The sequence below is a fragment of the Methanobrevibacter sp. genome (assembly GCF_045541095.1).
In the GTDB taxonomy this organism is placed as follows: Archaea; Methanobacteriota; Methanobacteria; order Methanobacteriales; family Methanobacteriaceae; genus Methanocatella.
Window position 1 is genome coordinate 1 of the sequence record NZ_JAZQIJ010000034.1, and the last position, 16660, is coordinate 16660.

15 protein-coding genes are annotated in these 16660 nt (G+C 34.1%); 9 read left to right on the forward strand and 6 right to left on the reverse strand.

Going from position 1 to position 16660, the window contains the following annotated elements; genetic code table 11:
• The first annotated feature begins 115 nt into the window (after positions 1–115).
• The 4 genes from ACKI2P_RS01585 (at position 116) to cofG (ending at position 3304) form a co-directional block, all read left to right on the forward strand.
• Positions 116–592, forward strand: coding sequence for an Lrp/AsnC family transcriptional regulator (locus ACKI2P_RS01585; protein WP_067044706.1), 477 nt, complete (start codon positions 116–118; stop codon positions 590–592).
• A gap of 221 nt (positions 593–813) precedes the next feature.
• A complete protein-coding gene (mptA, locus tag ACKI2P_RS01590) occupies positions 814–1755 on the forward strand; it encodes a GTP cyclohydrolase MptA (protein ID WP_407374498.1) in 942 nt (313 codons plus the stop codon).
• Between the two features lie 11 nt (positions 1756–1766).
• Positions 1767–2210: a DUF2120 family protein gene (locus ACKI2P_RS01595; protein WP_407374499.1), complete on the forward strand. Its 444-nt coding sequence runs from the start codon at positions 1767–1769 to the stop codon at positions 2208–2210.
• Positions 2207–3304, forward strand: a complete 1098-nt coding sequence (gene cofG, locus ACKI2P_RS01600) for a 7,8-didemethyl-8-hydroxy-5-deazariboflavin synthase subunit CofG (RefSeq protein WP_407374500.1) — start codon at positions 2207–2209, stop codon at positions 3302–3304. Before ACKI2P_RS01595 ends, cofG begins: the two co-directional genes overlap by 4 nt.
• On the opposite strand, the gene ACKI2P_RS01605 is transcribed toward cofG, so the two are convergent.
• Positions 3282–4010, reverse strand: a complete 729-nt coding sequence (locus ACKI2P_RS01605; protein WP_407374501.1) for a class I SAM-dependent methyltransferase — start codon at positions 4008–4010, stop codon at positions 3282–3284. The two genes, cofG and ACKI2P_RS01605, sit on opposite strands and share 23 nt — an antisense overlap.
• Before the next feature lie 182 nt (positions 4011–4192).
• Between ACKI2P_RS01605 and psmB the strand changes: the two genes are divergently transcribed.
• The 5 genes from psmB to ACKI2P_RS01630 all read left to right on the forward strand — a co-directional run bounded on the left by psmB (position 4193) and on the right by ACKI2P_RS01630 (position 11465).
• Entirely contained in the window at positions 4193–4807 is a 615-nt protein-coding gene (gene psmB / locus ACKI2P_RS01610; RefSeq protein ID WP_407374502.1) for an archaeal proteasome endopeptidase complex subunit beta, read from the forward strand.
• A gap of 133 nt (positions 4808–4940) precedes the next feature.
• The gene (locus tag ACKI2P_RS01615) at positions 4941–6854 is read left to right on the forward strand and encodes a beta-CASP ribonuclease aCPSF1 (RefSeq protein ID WP_407374503.1); all 1914 of its coding nucleotides are present in this window, start codon (positions 4941–4943) and stop codon (positions 6852–6854) included.
• A 100-nt stretch (positions 6855–6954) separates the two neighbouring features.
• Positions 6955–7974: a phosphoribosylformylglycinamidine cyclo-ligase gene (gene purM / locus ACKI2P_RS01620; RefSeq protein WP_407374504.1), complete on the forward strand. Its 1020-nt coding sequence runs from the start codon at positions 6955–6957 to the stop codon at positions 7972–7974.
• Between the two features lie 25 nt (positions 7975–7999).
• Positions 8000–9028 (forward strand): L-sulfolactate dehydrogenase, encoded by a 1029-nt coding sequence (gene comC, locus ACKI2P_RS01625; RefSeq protein WP_407374505.1) that lies wholly within the window; start codon positions 8000–8002, stop codon positions 9026–9028.
• Between the two features lie 187 nt (positions 9029–9215).
• Positions 9216–11465, forward strand: a complete 2250-nt coding sequence (locus tag ACKI2P_RS01630) for a hypothetical protein (protein WP_407374506.1) — start codon at positions 9216–9218, stop codon at positions 11463–11465.
• A gap of 24 nt (positions 11466–11489) precedes the next feature.
• Here the strand turns inward: ACKI2P_RS01630 and ACKI2P_RS01635 are convergent, their stop codons facing one another.
• Genes ACKI2P_RS01635 through ACKI2P_RS01655 form a run of 5 tightly spaced genes read right to left on the reverse strand, consistent with a single transcriptional unit; the run spans position 11490 to position 16600 of the window.
• Positions 11490–13280: a DNA polymerase domain-containing protein gene (locus ACKI2P_RS01635; RefSeq protein ID WP_407374507.1), complete on the reverse strand. Its 1791-nt coding sequence runs from the start codon at positions 13278–13280 to the stop codon at positions 11490–11492.
• A gap of 1 nt (position 13281) precedes the next feature.
• Positions 13282–14307 carry an AI-2E family transporter gene (locus ACKI2P_RS01640; protein WP_407374508.1) on the reverse strand — a complete coding sequence of 342 codons (1026 nt, stop codon included), beginning with the start codon at positions 14305–14307 and terminating at the stop codon, positions 13282–13284.
• 15 nt (positions 14308–14322) lie between these two features.
• The gene (locus ACKI2P_RS01645; RefSeq protein ID WP_407374509.1) at positions 14323–15123 is read right to left on the reverse strand and encodes a dihydroorotate dehydrogenase electron transfer subunit; all 801 of its coding nucleotides are present in this window, start codon (positions 15121–15123) and stop codon (positions 14323–14325) included.
• A gap of 2 nt (positions 15124–15125) precedes the next feature.
• Entirely contained in the window at positions 15126–16037 is a 912-nt protein-coding gene (locus ACKI2P_RS01650; protein WP_407374510.1) for a dihydroorotate dehydrogenase, read from the reverse strand.
• A gap of 20 nt (positions 16038–16057) precedes the next feature.
• Positions 16058–16600, reverse strand: coding sequence for a glycosyl transferase (locus ACKI2P_RS01655; protein WP_407374511.1), 543 nt, complete (start codon positions 16598–16600; stop codon positions 16058–16060).
• Positions 16601–16660 lie beyond the last annotated feature (60 nt).

Genomic DNA, 16660 nt, shown 5'->3' on the forward strand with positions numbered 1-16660 from the left:
ATTTAATTAAATATACAAACTTTTAAATATTATAAAACAATTATGTATATTTATATTTGTTAAGTTATAAATTAATTAAATAAATAATTAACAATTTTATAAAGGTGGAGAAATCATGGTAAAAACTAAAGATAACGTTATTAAACTTGACGACACAGATATTAACATCCTTAAAATCATCAATGAAGATGTTAGAACATCTTATAGGCAAATATCTCGTAGTTTAGATGTATCTGTTGGTACAGTACACAACCGTATTGACAAAATGGTCAAATCTGGAGTAATTAAAAAGTTTTCACCAGTTATTGACCATGAGAAATTAGGATTCGTATTGACTACAATCATCGGAGTACGAGTAAAAGGCGGAAAACTCAAAAATTGGGAAGAAAAAACATTCTTCAACAAAAACGTTGTAGGAATCTACGATGTGACCGGAGAATACGATGCTTTCCTAATTGCTAAATTCAGAAATACAAACGAATTGAACGCATTTATTAAGGAATTATTAAAAGACCCAATTATAGAAAGAACCTATACTCAAACCGTATTAGATGTTATCAAAGAAGACATGGGATCTTCCAACATCTTATAAACATATATTAAAATGCAGTATTTAATACTGCTTTTAAACTTTTTTTATCAAATTTTGAATAAACCATTAAAAAATATCTAATTTTTCGAATAAACAAATAAAAAATAAATGGCTTTCAAATGTCAAATAAAACAAACAAAATCCTTGAAATAATCTAAATATATAAATAAAAAGACATTATAAATATATAATGTTTAATTAAAAATTTCGAGGTAATTAAATTGGCTATATGTTTACCCGACACACAAGATGACACCCCAAGCATACCTATTAAACTTACAAGAGTAGGTGTGACTGGAGTTAAAAAGCTATTACAATTAGAAAGAGTGAATAAAAGACCTATAATATTACTACCTACATTTGATGCATTTGTCGACTTGCCAAATGATCAAAAAGGTGTACACATGTCCAGAAATCCTGAAGCAATTAGTGAAGTTCTAGAAACTGTTGCAAAAGGATCCACAATAGATGTTGAATCATTATGTGCTGAAATCGTAAGGTGTATGATGATTAAGCACGAATATGCAAAACGTGTTGAAATATCTATGACAACTGATTTTATGTTTATGAAAGAGTCCCCAGTGACTAAAAACAAAACCCAGGAAATGGCAAACCTAAAAGCCAAAGCTGTTGGTATTAGGGATGAAAACGGAGAAGTTAGCATCAGAAAAAGTATTGGTGCAGAAGTCATTGGAATGACTGTTTGCCCATGTGCACAAGAATCCGTAAGAGAATCTGATAAAATGAAATTATTAGAATTCCTGGATGAAGAAACTACACAGAAAGTGTTAGATACTGTTACTTTTGCTTCACACAACCAAAGAGGAGTTGGAACATTACTGATCGAAGTTCCTGAAAACAAGGTTGTTAAAGCGGAAGACATCATTGAAATTATTGAAAATTCAATGAGTTCCCCTGTATGTGAATTGCTGAAAAGACCTGATGAAAATGCAACTGTAATGAATGCACACAGAAAACCTGTATTTGTTGAAGATTGTGTCAGAAATATGATGGAAAGCATAGCTAAAAAATATTCCAACTTCCCTGACGACACATTAATCACATCACGTCAAGAGAACCATGAAAGTATTCACAGACACAATGCATTTGCAGAAAAAGTAACCACAATGGGCGAACTTAAAGAAGAATTAAATATTGAATAGGACCTGATTTAATGAAAAAAACTTATGAAATTGCAGGTCAGGTAATGGGATTTTTTGATGCATTTAAAGGTTCAAGACCTGCAATCGATAATGAAAGAATACTAATAGTTAGAGGACGTTCAAGAAAAGTAATTCCTCTTGATGAAATGTCAGTAAAACTCAGTGAAATTGGTGAAATCCTCGGTGGAAAAGAGTTAGATGCCAATTCTGACAAATTAGATGAAATCTTAAAAGAGGGAGATAAAAATATCCAAAAAAGCGACATTATTACAAATTCTGTAGACAGCAGAGGTTTCATGAGAGTTAAAGAGGATTTAGAATCAATGGGCCTTGTAGTCGAATATAAGATATTTAAACTTCCGAACTTTGATGTTGTAATTGCAATTTGGGAAGATAAAAACGAAATCCCCCCACTTTATGTGGAAGTTACCGTATCAGAAGATAATAAACAATGAAACCAATAACTAAAGATGATATTCTCCAGATACTGAATTCACGAGGCAGCGAAATTATGAAATTTGCTGCTGAAACTGAAAAGTATAGGGAGAATAATCTAATTACTTATTCTAAAAATGTATTCATACCATTGACCGAAATATGTAGAAATGATTGTGGATACTGCAATTTTAAAAAAGATCCAAGTGATCCTAAAGCAATAATTCTTAAAACCAAAGAAGAGATTTTAGCTGATTTAAAAGAAGCTGAAAAGTATGGTTGTAAAGAAGCTTTATTTACATTCGGTGAAGATGCAGATGAAGAAGAAATTGTTCGTTTAAAATTAAAAGAATATGGATATTCAAAAATGAGCGATTACGTCTATGACATCTGCAAAATGACATTAAACGAAACAAGTCTTTTACCTCACACCAATGGAGGAAACTTCAGTTTTGAGGACTTGAAAAAACTAAGAGATGTAAATGCTTCTATGGGGTTGATGCTTGAAAGTTCTTCAAAACGATTGCTTGAACTTCCTGCTCACAATAAAAGTCCTGGAAAAAATCCTGATTTGAGAATTGAAACTATTGAAAATGCAGGAAAACTCAAAATTCCATATACAACAGGAATACTCATTGGAATTGGTGAAACTAAAGAGGAAATAGCCGATTCACTAATGACCATAAAGGACATTTATGACAAATATGGCCATATCCAGGAAGTCATCATTCAAAATTTCACACCAATACCTGGAATTGAAATGGAAGATTGGCCAGAACCTAGCTTTTTAGATATGATTCGTACCGTAATCGCAGGCACTATGCTGTTTAAGGACAGCGATGTGAGCATCCAGGTGCCTCCTAATTTAAATAGAGACACCGCTCAGATATTTTTATTGTGTGGTGCTGATGATTGGGGTGGAGTATCGCCTGTAAGCCCAGACTATGTTAACATCACATCCCCATGGCCGGGCATTGATGAGTTGAAAAAGATAACCGAAGATGAAGGATTTGAATTAATCGAAAGGTTATGCGTTTATGAAAAATACATCAACAATGACTGGTTAAGTGATGAAGTACTAAATCAGATCTCTAAAATATCCTTGCATCAATGACCACATGCCAAACGCCTGGAGAATATTTCTTTATTTTATTTACACTTAATATTTCCACATCACGATTGCCTGCCTGATCCTTGATTCTTTCGATTGGACGGGTATCAATTAACTTTTCTGGAACTGTCTCATGATAGTGTATTATGCCGCCTTCATTTAGACTGTCAATGGCCACTTTGAGATAATGATGAGTTGTTTTTACATATCCCATAATAATTCTATCTGCTTTGAATTTGGGAGTTTCAACCATGCAGTCCCCCAAAATAGGAGTTATGTTTTTCACTTTATTCAATTTGATATTTTCACACAGATAATGGTAAGAATTGGGATTTATTTCAATTGAAAAAATCTCCCGGGCTTTGGAGTGAACAGCAATTGGAATTGAAAAATAACCTATTCCAGCAAACATATCAATGACCGTTTCATCACCACCAACTAATTTGGCCACTCTTAAACGTTCATTGTTGTTTCCTTTAGACCACATCACTTTGGCCAAATCCAATTTGAAGAGACATCCATTTTCTTTATTGATTGTTTCTGTTTCACTTCCATAAAGAACCTTAAAAACCGGCTCCCTTTTAGTTCCCTGAATATGGTCTATTTTCATTATTGTTTTTACATTATGTTTTCTGGACAGTTCTTCAAAATCATCATTTGAGTAACCCTTATCTAAAATCAGCACATCTCCTATTTTTTTATATTTCATCATCTCACCATTAAAGAAAAGTTTATATATGCAAATGGATAATATTAATATTGTTAGTTTATACTAATTATTGATTCTGATTTTAAATAAAAACTAATAGCAATATTAGTTTGAGTTTTAATATATTACCTATTGAAGTAGTTGAAATTAGATATTTTGAATACTTATATGAGGTGTTTTAAATGGATGATAAAATATTAGAAGGTACAACAACCGTCGGAATAACTTGTAAAGACGGAGTTGTATTTGCAAGCGAAAGAAGAGCTAGTATGGGAAATCTAGTAGCTCACAAAGTCGCAGAAAAAATATTTAAAATTGACGATCATATTGTAACAACCATAGCTGGTTCTGTTGGAGATGCGCAAAGCTTAATGAAAGTCATTGAAGCAGAAGTATCATTATACCAAATGAGAAACAATGACTCCATAAGTGTTAAAGCAGCAGCATCACTTACAGCAAACATTTTACGTTCAGGACCAATGTATGTTCAAACATTACTTGGTGGAATGGACGGAGACAAACCATCTTTATATTCTTTAGACCCTGCAGGAGGTATGATTGAAGACACATACATTTCCACAGGTTCAGGATCCATCGTTGCATACGGTGTTCTTGAAGACAGATTTAGAGATGATTTGACAACTGATGAAGGAATTGAAATAGCCATAAGAGCTATCAGAGCCGCAGCAGAACGTGACACATATTCCGGGAACGGATATTTAGTCGCTAAAGTTGATAAAAACGGTTTTGAAATGTTAGATAATGAAAAAATTAAAGAAATTTTGGATAAGATATAAATGCAAGACTAATTTTTCATAACTAACTATTTTTTTATATAACCTGTGTAGATAGTTTATGAAATTTTACTAATTATAGCAGATGCTTTTCATAAACTATAATAATACACATAACTTTTTTTGAAGGGATTATATGACTTCAGACATTTTAGAGAATATTAAAAAGGAAATTTTGCAAAAACTGCCTGATGAAATTCAAGTTTCAAAAGTGGAATTTGAAGGACCTGAAGTGGTGGTTTATACCAAAAATCCAGAAATCATTACAGAAAACGGTGATTTAATCAGATCACTTGCAAAAGAATTGAGAAAAAGAATCATTATTAGATCAGACAAAAGTGCATTACTTGAACCTGAGCCAACAATTAATAAAATTCATGAAATAGTTCCTGAAGGAGCGGAAATTACTGATATTTACTTTGATACAGTTACCTGTGAAGTTGTAATTACAGCCAAAAAACCAGGACTTGTTATCGGAAAATATGGTGTGACTTCCAGAACTATTGTTAAAAATACAGGATGGGCACCAAAAATTTTACGTACTCCCCCAATCAGTTCAGACATTATTGGAAAAATCAGAACTATACACAAAAACAGCAGCAAAGATAGGAAAAAAATGTTGCAACGTCTTGGACGTCAGATTCACCAGGGAAGTAAATACCCTAACGACTGGGCAAGAGTAACTTCCATGGGAGGATTTAAAGAAGTTGGACGCTCTTCAATGCTTTTGCAAACTCCAAACAGTAGAGTCCTATTGGATTGTGGAGTTAATGTTGCAGCATCAGACAATAAAAATGCATTTCCATATCTCAATGCACCTGAATTTTCAATTGAAGAATTGGATGCAGTTATTATTTCTCATGCTCACTTAGATCACTGTGGATTTGTACCATATCTTTACCATTACGGATATGAAGGTCCGGTTTATTGTACAACCCCAACAAGAGACTTGACTACCTTACTGCAATTCGACCATTTGGATATTGCACACAGGGAAGGTAATCCTTTACCGTTCACATCAAAACATGTCAAACAAGCGATAAAAAATACAATTACCTTAGATTATGGAGAAGTTACAGACATCTCTCCAGACATCAGATTGACATTACACAATGCAGGACACATTCTCGGTTCCGCAATCTCCCACATGCACATTGGTGACGGAGCACATAACCTGGTATATACCGGAGATTTCAAATATGAACCATCAAGACTGCTTGAACCTGCAACAATCAGATTCCCACGTGCTGAAACCGTCATTATGGAAAGTACATATGGTGGAAGAGAAGACGTTCAACCTTCAAGGAACAATGCAGAAAAAGAAATGATGAAAACCATCTACAGAACTTTAAAACGTGGCGGAAAAGTATTGGTTCCGGTATTTGCAGTTGGAAGAGCACAGGAACTTATGGTAGTGCTTGAAGAATACATGAGACACGGATTAATTGAAGAAGTTCCAATCTACATTGACGGAATGATTTGGGAAGCTACTGCAATTCACACAGCAAGACCAGAATACTTAAGCAAAGACTTAAGAGACCAAATTTTCCACATGGGAAGAAATCCGTTTGTTTCTGAAATGTTTGAAAAAGTTCAAAATTACGAACAAAGAAAAGAGATTGTTGAAAGTAGAGACCCTGCAATCATCCTGTCAACATCCGGAATGTTGACCGGAGGAAACTCAGTCGAATACTTCAAATGGTTATGTGAAGATGAAAGAAATACATTAATCTTTGTAGGATATCAGTCTGAAGGATCAATGGGTAGAAGAGTCCAGAAAGGTTGGAAAGAAATTCCTCTCGAAGATGATGACGGCAGAACCAGACAGTTCTGTGTAAAAATGGAAGTAAAAACCATTAACGGATTCAGTGGACACTCTAACAGAAGACAATTAATGGAATATGTTAAAAGACTTAATCCTAGACCTGAAAAAGTCATTACCTGCCACGGAGATCCATACAAGACTGTGGACCTGGCTTCATCAATACATAGAAGTTATAAGATTGAAACCAAAACTCCAATTAATTTGGACTGTGTCAGGATACATTAATAAATATAAATACTATTTAAAACAAAGTATATCTATAAAAATGTTGTAAAATTATACAACATTAATTTATTTTATTTTTATTCAAATAATAGGTGTTTACATGGTTACATATTCAGAATCTGGTGTTGATATTGATTTAGAAGCAGTCACTGTATCAAAACTAGCCGATAAACTTAAATCAACATTATCATATAGAGACATTATTACAGACAGCGGCCATTACGCTGCTTTAGTAAAATTAGGCGACAAAGCCATTGCAATGAGTACTGACGGAGTAGGAAGTAAAATCCTGATTGCAGAAATGATGAATAAATACGACACCGTAGGTATTGATTGTATTGCTATGGTTGTAAATGATATTCTCTGCGTTGGAGCAGAGCCAATAGCATTGGTCGATTACCTTGCCGTTGAAAAGCCTGACCCGGAAAGGGCTTCCGAAATTGCAGAAGGCCTTGTAAAAGGTGCTGTTGAATCCAAAATTGCAATCATAGGTGGTGAAACCGCATCACTTCCAGGAATCATAAAAGATTTTGATTTAGCAGGAACCGGTATCGGATTTGTAGATATCGATAAGATAATCACCGGTGAAAATATCGAACCTGGAAATGTTTTAATAGGTATAGAAAGTAACGGTATACACTCTAACGGTTACAGCCTGGCTAGAAAAGCATTGTTTGATGATGCAGGATTTACTGTTGACGATAAAATGCCTAATGGAGATACAACCATTGGTGAAGAACTAATTAGGCCAACAGAATTATATGTTAAACCTATTGTAGCATTATTTGAAAAAGAATACAATATCAATGGACTTGCCCACATTACAGGAGGAGGATTTACAAATCTTAGACGTTTGAAAAAAGGTGTGGGATATGATATAACCGACCTCCCGGAAGTTCCAGAGATATTCAAACTAATTTACGAACAGAACGTTGACATCAAGGAAATGTATAAAGTTTTCAATATGGGTGTCGGTTTTGTTGTAATTTGTGACGAAAATGAAGCTGAAAAAATTATGAAAACTTTGAAAGAATACTGTAATTGCCAAATTATCGGTAAAGTAACAGATGATGAAAAAATCACTGTTAAAGCTTTCGAGGGATCTGAAATTGAATACTGATTAAATAAGTTGAGGTGCGAATTAAATGAAGATAATGAAAGATAATGAAATAGCTCTTGTAAAAGAAATATTGAAAAAATTGGGGGCTAGTGAAGAAGACCAGGAATTGGTAGCTGAAGCTACAATTGATGCGGACTTAAAAGGATTTACTTCTCATGGTCTTGGTAGATTCCCACAATACTTAATTGGTATAAAATCAGGAACAATAAACTTAGAAGATAATATAACTATAGAAAAAGAAACTCCAGCTATTGCATTAATCAACGGTAACAGCGGATTTGGTCAAGCTGTTTCTTATAAGGCTATGCAAATAGCTATCAAAAAAGCTAAAGAAGTAGGTATCGGATGTGTTGGAGTGCACAATTCCAACCATTTTGGAGTTACAGGATTTTACTCTGATTTGGCATTAAGACAAAACTGTATAGGACTTGTTCTTGCCAATACCGACCCTGCCATAGCTCCATTAGGTGGAAAAGAGGCATTGATTGGAACCAATCCTATTGCTTTAGGTATTCCATCTGAAACTTACATTACCGTAGATATGGCAACTTCAGTAACCGCACGTGGAAAAATCATCGAATCCAAAAGAAAAGGACTTGATTTGCCTGACGGATGGGCATTGGATAAAGACGGAAAACCTACTAATGACCCTGAAGCAGCTCTTGAAGGATCAATTTTGCCGTTTGGCGGATTTAAAGGATATGCACTTGCAGCATTGATTGAAATTTTAACAGGTCCATTGGTACAGGCAGGATACGGTCATGGAGTTACAGGTACTGCATCACCTACCAAAGACTGTACTAAAGGTGATTTATATGTCGTTATTGACCCTTCCAAATTTGGAGACTTCGGAGAATTTGTCAAAAATACTGAAGACTTCGTTTCCCAAATCAGAGCTACCGGTGAAACTGTGGCAATTCCAGGGGATTTGGAAGTTAAAAGAATTGCTGAAGCTGAAGAAAACGGTGTTGCAATCGATGCAAAATTATATGAACAATTAAAAGGAATCTGTGATGATTTAGAAATCGACTTGGATTCCTACATAGAAGAATAATATTATTCTTCACAATCTTTTTTTATTATACTTTGATAATTAATTTTTGTTTAAATGATTGAAATATTTTTTATTTATATATTTATCGCAAAGATTTAAATGTAAAAGATTCATAAATTAATAGTACTGAAAATCTTAAAAATTTTTATGAAATATGATTTTCTTTCAAAAAGGAGGATAAAAAGTTATGAAACTTAAAAACTCTTACATCTTATTGGCAGCAATGGCAATATTTCTGTTAATAAGTATAGGATCTGTTTGTGCTAGTGACATCTCATCAGATGATACTATTGGGGTGGTAAATAGCGGATCTGACGCTATCCTTTCAAATGAAAGATCAGCAGATGACACAACACAAAAGATTAACACTGAAATTGAGTCTCAGGACAAAATAATAAGAGACACAGAAAATAAAACAATTTCAGTTGAAGTGAAAGCAAATGATTCTGTAATAGATGTTACAGACAAGAATTTAACAGTCAGTGAAGGAAATACCTCACTCAAATTTAGTTATAATAATACACAGTTAACTATTACCGATAAATTAGCCGTAGGTAATCACAGTTTAACTATCAAATATTTAGGAAATGATGTGTACAACTCATCATCCACAAAAGTATTATTATCAATATTTGGAAATTATACAATTCAAGCTCCTAATTCAGTTAACATCAACAGTACCTCAAAAGGAGTCATTCCATTAAATATTACAGATGGTGTGAATAAAAAGGATGTTACTGGAGACTTCAATGCCAAATTATCATATAAAGAGGGAAACAATACAACTTCAATTCCTTTAAGTGTGGCATATAAGGACGGAAAATTGATATTTGATTATCCTTTACCTAGCAACATTACTTCTGCAACTCTTGCATTAGTTTATACTGAAGGTGAAGAGAAAGCAAATAAAAATATTACTTTAAATAGAATTTTCAATGCTAAAATTGAAGCTGTGAATACTGTCAATGAATATCAGGACGGTAATTTCACATTCAGATTGATTGATGTGGATAACAACGAGACACTTGCGAATAGAAAAGTGTCATTATATACTACAGGTAATATAAGAGCAGGATTTAGTGCAAATACCAATGATGAGGGTATCGTCACATTCATAACAAGAAATTTATATGAATTTGATCAATCATCCTCAACTTTTACCATGAATCCGCTTGAAGTAGGAAACCACCCTGTTGAACTATCAACCGATGGTGCAGTCAAAGCTAGTAAATTATCAACTAATTTAACCATTGAAAAAGCTACAATCAAAATTGTTATTGAAGATTTTAAAGAACAGTACGGCACTAAAAAAAATGTAACCATCAATGTTACAAATGTAAAAAGTGGCGAACCGGTTTCAGGAATAATTCTTCATTTATACATGCCACAAACCAGTGGTAAAGACTATTATTTCGCAACTGATTCAAACGGTCAAAGTAAAATTTCCGTAAGCCAGTTAGTCAGTGGAACATACAATGTTACTGTAAGCAACAATGATACCAAAAACATCAATAATGTAAAAGAGAATGGAAAAATTACCATTGTGGCAATACCAGTGAAATTAACTGTAAATGTTCCTTCATCAATGTACTACAATACTGGAAATACTGCAACCATTAAAGTAACAAACAAAGCTACAGGAAAAGTTGTGCCTGGAGCAATCGTTTTAGTTCAGATTAAAACAGGCAGTAAAACTGAATCATACATTTACCAAGCTAACAATAAAGGTATTGTAACTGTAAACTATGCTCCAGCGGCTGTTGGTGCTCATAAGATAGTTGTTAGTACTGCTGATTCAAGATATGCTGCTAGCGGTTCAATAACTAAATCATATACTGTTAAAAAAGCCAGTGCAACTATTGCTGCTCCAAAAGTAACTTCCTATTACAAAGGAGGAAAAACTTTTGTTATTAAGTTAACCAATAGCAAAAATAAAAAAGTGATTTATGGCGCTAAACTTAATATCAAAATATTTATTTCCAAAAATAGATATTACAACTACAACGGACAAACCGGATTAGACGGTAAATTAAGAATTTCACTTGATACCTTCAAACCAGGAACCTATAAAGTAGTTGTTAAAAAAGCAGACAGCAAAAACTTCAATGCTGCTCAAAAAACTTCCAAATTTGTAATTAAAAAAGCTCCAGCTAAATTAACTCCTACAAAATTAACAGCCAAAAAAGGCAAATCCACTTACTTTAAAGTTACTGTGAAAAACACAAAAACCAAAAAAGTAATTAAAGGAGTTAAAGTAAAAATCAAAGTTTACACAGGTAAAAAAACCAAAACTTACACTGTTAAAACTAATGCAAAAGGAATTGCACAACTCAATGTAAAATCCTTAACTGTTGGAACTCACAAGGTTGTAATTACTTCTGGAAACAAATATGTAACAGCAAAGTCTGCTACATCAAAAATTGTAATTAAAAAATAAACTTAAAGAGAAAGTAATTTTCTCTTACTCTTTTTCTTTTTTATATTTCGCATAAAAACCATCAGTATCTGCATATATTGCATAAAAACCGAATTCTTCTGCTTTTTTTATGGATGATTTAATATACTGTCTTCCCCATGATGTAATTGCTTTTGCACATTCAAATGAATACCATCTGAAACGTGGGAAACCATAAATACCATACATGGTGTTTGCAAGTCTTTTAATAGCCTGCTGCTGTACATCCAATGCTTTCTTTTCATGAGGATCATCTGATGCTTTCATCTCACGTTTTATTCTGAAACGTTCCTGCAGAATTTTATCGATAACGGATGGAATGAATCCTTGTGGAGACTTTTTAAATTTAAGACCATGTTCAGGAGAAATATTGTAATCATCCTCGTTTTCCACATCCCCTAAAACCATAACATCCGGAGATATATTTTTAGAAATAATTATGCTTGGATATAGGCTTCTAAAGTCAAATTGAACAAGGTTTTCATGAAGACCTGTTTCAGGTTCCCTTACATAACCTCCTTCATTGTCTTCAGCATTCGCACGGTTTGCGAAATTTGCACCCTGTTTGTTCGGCACAACCTCATCATCAAAATAAGCCTGTTTTACCAAAAACCATTCTGCCTGCTGACCTGTGGCCATACGGGATACGTCAAACAGTGGCTGACCAATAATACGAGTAAGTTCCAAGTTAAGAGGTAATGTTTGCTCGGCTATTTTCAAGGTGGATATTACATCATCCAAAGAATAATCAAACAGATTGTCCAGCTCCTCTCCGCCGTTATCCCAGAATTCCCAAATTCTTTCACCTGGAACATCGATTTTTTCCTCACCAAACAGCTCATAATAAACCCTTTCAAGAGTATATCTCTCCAGTGTCATATATCTTCTCATAACCAGATACAAGTCCACATGTATCAAACCCTTTAAAGATGCTGCATTTGCATATCCTCTCCTAATGTATTTGACATCAGAACCGTCCATTGCAATATCCAAATCAACACCCAATAGCCTTGCACGGTCTTTAAGATATGGAAAATCAAAATTATCTGAATTGTATCCGACAAGGATATCAATATTATTCTCTTTAATTATTTTGACAAATTCTTGAATCATTTCACGTTCACTGGACACCTGATTTACGAAATCATCCCTTGAATCAGAATTTGTTTTTGTGGAAATCACCTGATTCACTCCGAAGTTGCTTGCGACTCCGATCATGATGATTTCATCCTCTTCAGAATCCGGCATGCCGTGGGGGTTTCTCACCTCCAAATCGAAACTTAAAATTCTGAAATTTTGAGGATATTCTTTTACACGTTTTAAATCTTCAGTCAATTTGATTATGGTGATATCCTGCTTTTTTGAATCAAGAGTTAAAAATGAATCTATTTCATCCCCGATAGCCACCACTTCTGTCATAGGAATTACATCACGGTCCATGAGATACCTTCTGTAAAATGGAATGTCAAATTCTCTTATATCAATTACGGTATCCAAATCCCTTAATTTGTCCCTATTTTTAGCAAGCTCCTGAGGATGTTTGAATGTTACCTTTATGAATTCGTTTTCAATCTGGAAATCCTTTTTAATTATTTTTTCCACATTTACAACTTCCAGATTATCATTTATCTCTTCGATACAGGCATCTATCTCATCAGAAATGACATACAAATAAGGTTCAAATGTGTCATCTATCAAAACTATGTTCCTTTCACCATGTTTTGAAAATAATCTGATTATCGGCTTATCTTCATAAGTAACATAATCTATGTCCAAAATAACAACATTCATTTCCATTTTATTCCTCCTTAAGAAGATATTCTTTTCTGAAACTGTCTAAAACAGCATAAGTAATTCCCAAAATTAACGGACCGACTATAAAACCAACAATTCCATAAACCAACGGTCCTGATAAAAATCCGATAAGCAGAATAAGCGGATGAATATCTGCATAATGACTTGACAGTGCTGGTCTGATGTACATGTCAATTGTACTCAGGAAGAATCCAAACAGCAAGACAACAACTGCCCTCGGATAATTTCCGGTGGCAAGGTCTATGAAAAACAAAATCCAATATATTGGCCATGGGCCGAATACCGGAATCAATTGCAGAATACCTGTCAGAACACCTAAAAATATTCCGTGCGGAAATCCTAAAAGGGAATAACCAATACATGCAAAAATGCCTATTATGACTGAAGTTAAAAAGTGACCGTAGAATATGCTTTTCAATACGTCTTCAACTGATCTTACAGTCTTGTCGAAAAATCCTTTTGACTCGTCAGGAACGAATGATTTGATGAAATTTAAACAGTTTTCACCGTCACGTACAAAATAGAAAACAGAACAGACCAGTATGAACAAGTCCAAAGTAATGTTTGCAAATTTGCTCACGAATTTAACTATATAACTTAATATATAACTTCCAACATTGTTTATAGCTGATTCTATGTAGGAATTAATGGAGTTTACGTCAATATAACTGGAAGGCAAATACATTGAAAGCTGAGAAACAATCGCATTGATATCGGAATAGGAATTGTTCGCCATAATCCATGTTACAAAAGTTGAAACCTCAAATATTATGTAAGCTACAAGCAGTATCAGAGGTATTAAAACAACCACCATTGCAAGTAGAATGGATATTGAAGAATATTTGAGTTTTGATTGAATTTTGAAAGCAACCGGCCTTATACCATAAGCCAGAATAGCTCCCAGGATAACCATGTTCAAAACCGGAAATACAAACATTAAAGAGATGATCAACAGGAATAAAACTAACAATACTGGTGGAGTAATATACTCTTTAATGTCAATTTCCATATTATCACCTAAAATCTAATATTTTACTCCAGAAGCGTCCCTTCTGTATTTTCCAAATTCGGAAATTTGTTTTATTTTGTCGTTTTCAAAAACCGGCCCTTCAACGCAAATTCTCCAACCTTCATCATCAACACAACACTGACCACACACTCCAAGTGCGCATTTCATATATCTTTCAAGAGAATATTGTGCAGGTATTGAAGCATCTTCAAGAATATCAAATATTCCTTTCATCATTATCTCAGGACCACAGACAAATGCATAATCATAAGTTGAATCTTTAAGCAAATCAACAGTACAATCTGTTGCAAATCCTTTAAATCCAAAACTTCCGTCATCAGTGCACGGATGAACATTTGCGCCCAATTTTTCCAGACTATCAACGAACAGCAATTCATCCTTATTGACTGCAGCAGCAACCACGTCAACATTATTTCCTTTTTGAATTAAATCACTGGCTATAGCATTTATAGGAGCCATACCGACCCCACCACCGATAGCCAATATGTTTTTGCCTTCAAATGAATTGTTGAATCCGTTTCCATAACTTCCCCTTACACCAATCTGGTCACCAACTTCCAGTTCGTGCAGTTGGGAGGTGAACTCACCAATATTTTTTACACTGATTGCCATTTCACCATCATTGATTTGAGATATTGACATTGGCTTTTCGTTTTTGAAGTTCCAAATCATCAAAAATTCACCAGGATTCGGTCGACCCAATGATTCCATATCCCAATTAAACTTAAAAGTCTTTATAGTAGGAGTTTCATCGACAATATCTGTTATTTTTACAATTTTCGGTTCATTGATCATTTTTACAACTCCCTGTGCGCAAGACCTACCATTTCATCTATGGATGAAAAGCCCTTTTCGGCCATGAATTTTTCCAATCCTCTGTTGATTTTATCAAATACCTCAACACCTTCATCCATGATGGCAGTTCCGATTTGAACCGCTCTTGCACCTGCATAAATAAATTCTACTGCATCCTCAAATGTATATATTCCCCCAACACCAATCAGCGGAACATCAACAGCTTCATAAACTGAATAAACATTGCTTATGGCAATCGGTTTGATAGCACGACCGCTCATTCCACCAAATTTATTTGACAAAACCGGTCTTGCAACATCAATATTGATTTTCATTCCGGGACCCAATGTATTGATTAAAGACAAGGCATCGGCTCCGGCTTCTTCACATGTTTTTGCAATTTCAGTTATATCTGTTACGTTTGGAGTCAGTTTTGCAATGATTGGAACTTCAGCAGCATCTTTTGCCGCCGCAACGATGGTATGGGATAAATTACAGTCCTGGCCTATAGATGCACCATAACCGTCCATAGCATGAGGGCATGAAATGTTAAGTTCAATCATGTCAACATATTCCTGAACCTGACTTACAAGACTTGAAAACTCATCAGGGGTTGCACCGTAAATAGATGCGATTACGACATTGCCGTCCCTTTCGATTCTTTTTAATTCCTCTTTAAAATTATCAACACCAGGATTGGAAAGACCAATTGCATTAATAATTCCCCCATCAACTGCAACAGTTGTCGGGTTTACATAACCAGGATGGGGATTTAAAGAAAATGACTTTGAAACTACTCCTCCAGCACCTGATTTTAAAATCCAGTTCATGGATGAGGCATTGCTTCCCATAATACCTGCAGCCAACATCAATGGATTTCGAAATTCTACTCCACAAACATTTGTCTTTAACATAATATCAACTTTGTAATTAATTATTTATTAGTTTTTGTAAATTTGTCAATAATCTCTTGATATTTTTCATTTTGCAATTTTAAACTAATAACATTTGTTTTATTTGACTTAACTGTTTCTTCATTAGATTTTATCAGATTTGTTATTTGTTCATCCTGTTTTTGAATAATCATGTCCTTCTGTTCCAATAAACCTTCATATGTTTTGGATATTTTGCGCAACTGTATTTCAAGGTTTTCAGTGGTTGAATTAATCTGGTTTTTATAATCATCAATCAGAGATCTCAGATATTTTACCTGGTCCTGTTTGTCTTCAATGATTGAATCCTTTTCCCTTAGCTTTTCAGACAAATCATCATGTTCCTTCATCCGTGCCTTGTCATAGTCGATTTTGGTATCCAGTTTATCTTCCAGATTTTTCTTTTCATATTTCAGTTTGGTGGAATACAGTTTCAACTTGTTAATCTCATCAACCTTGTTTTGAAGGTCCATCGTGAGCTCATCAATTTCAGCATTTTTAAGTTCAATTTCATTTTTTAAATCTTTAAAACTTTGTTTTGACATGATAACAAATCCAAAAAAATAGCAAATAGCCTATAATTTTATTTTATTTTTCATCAAATT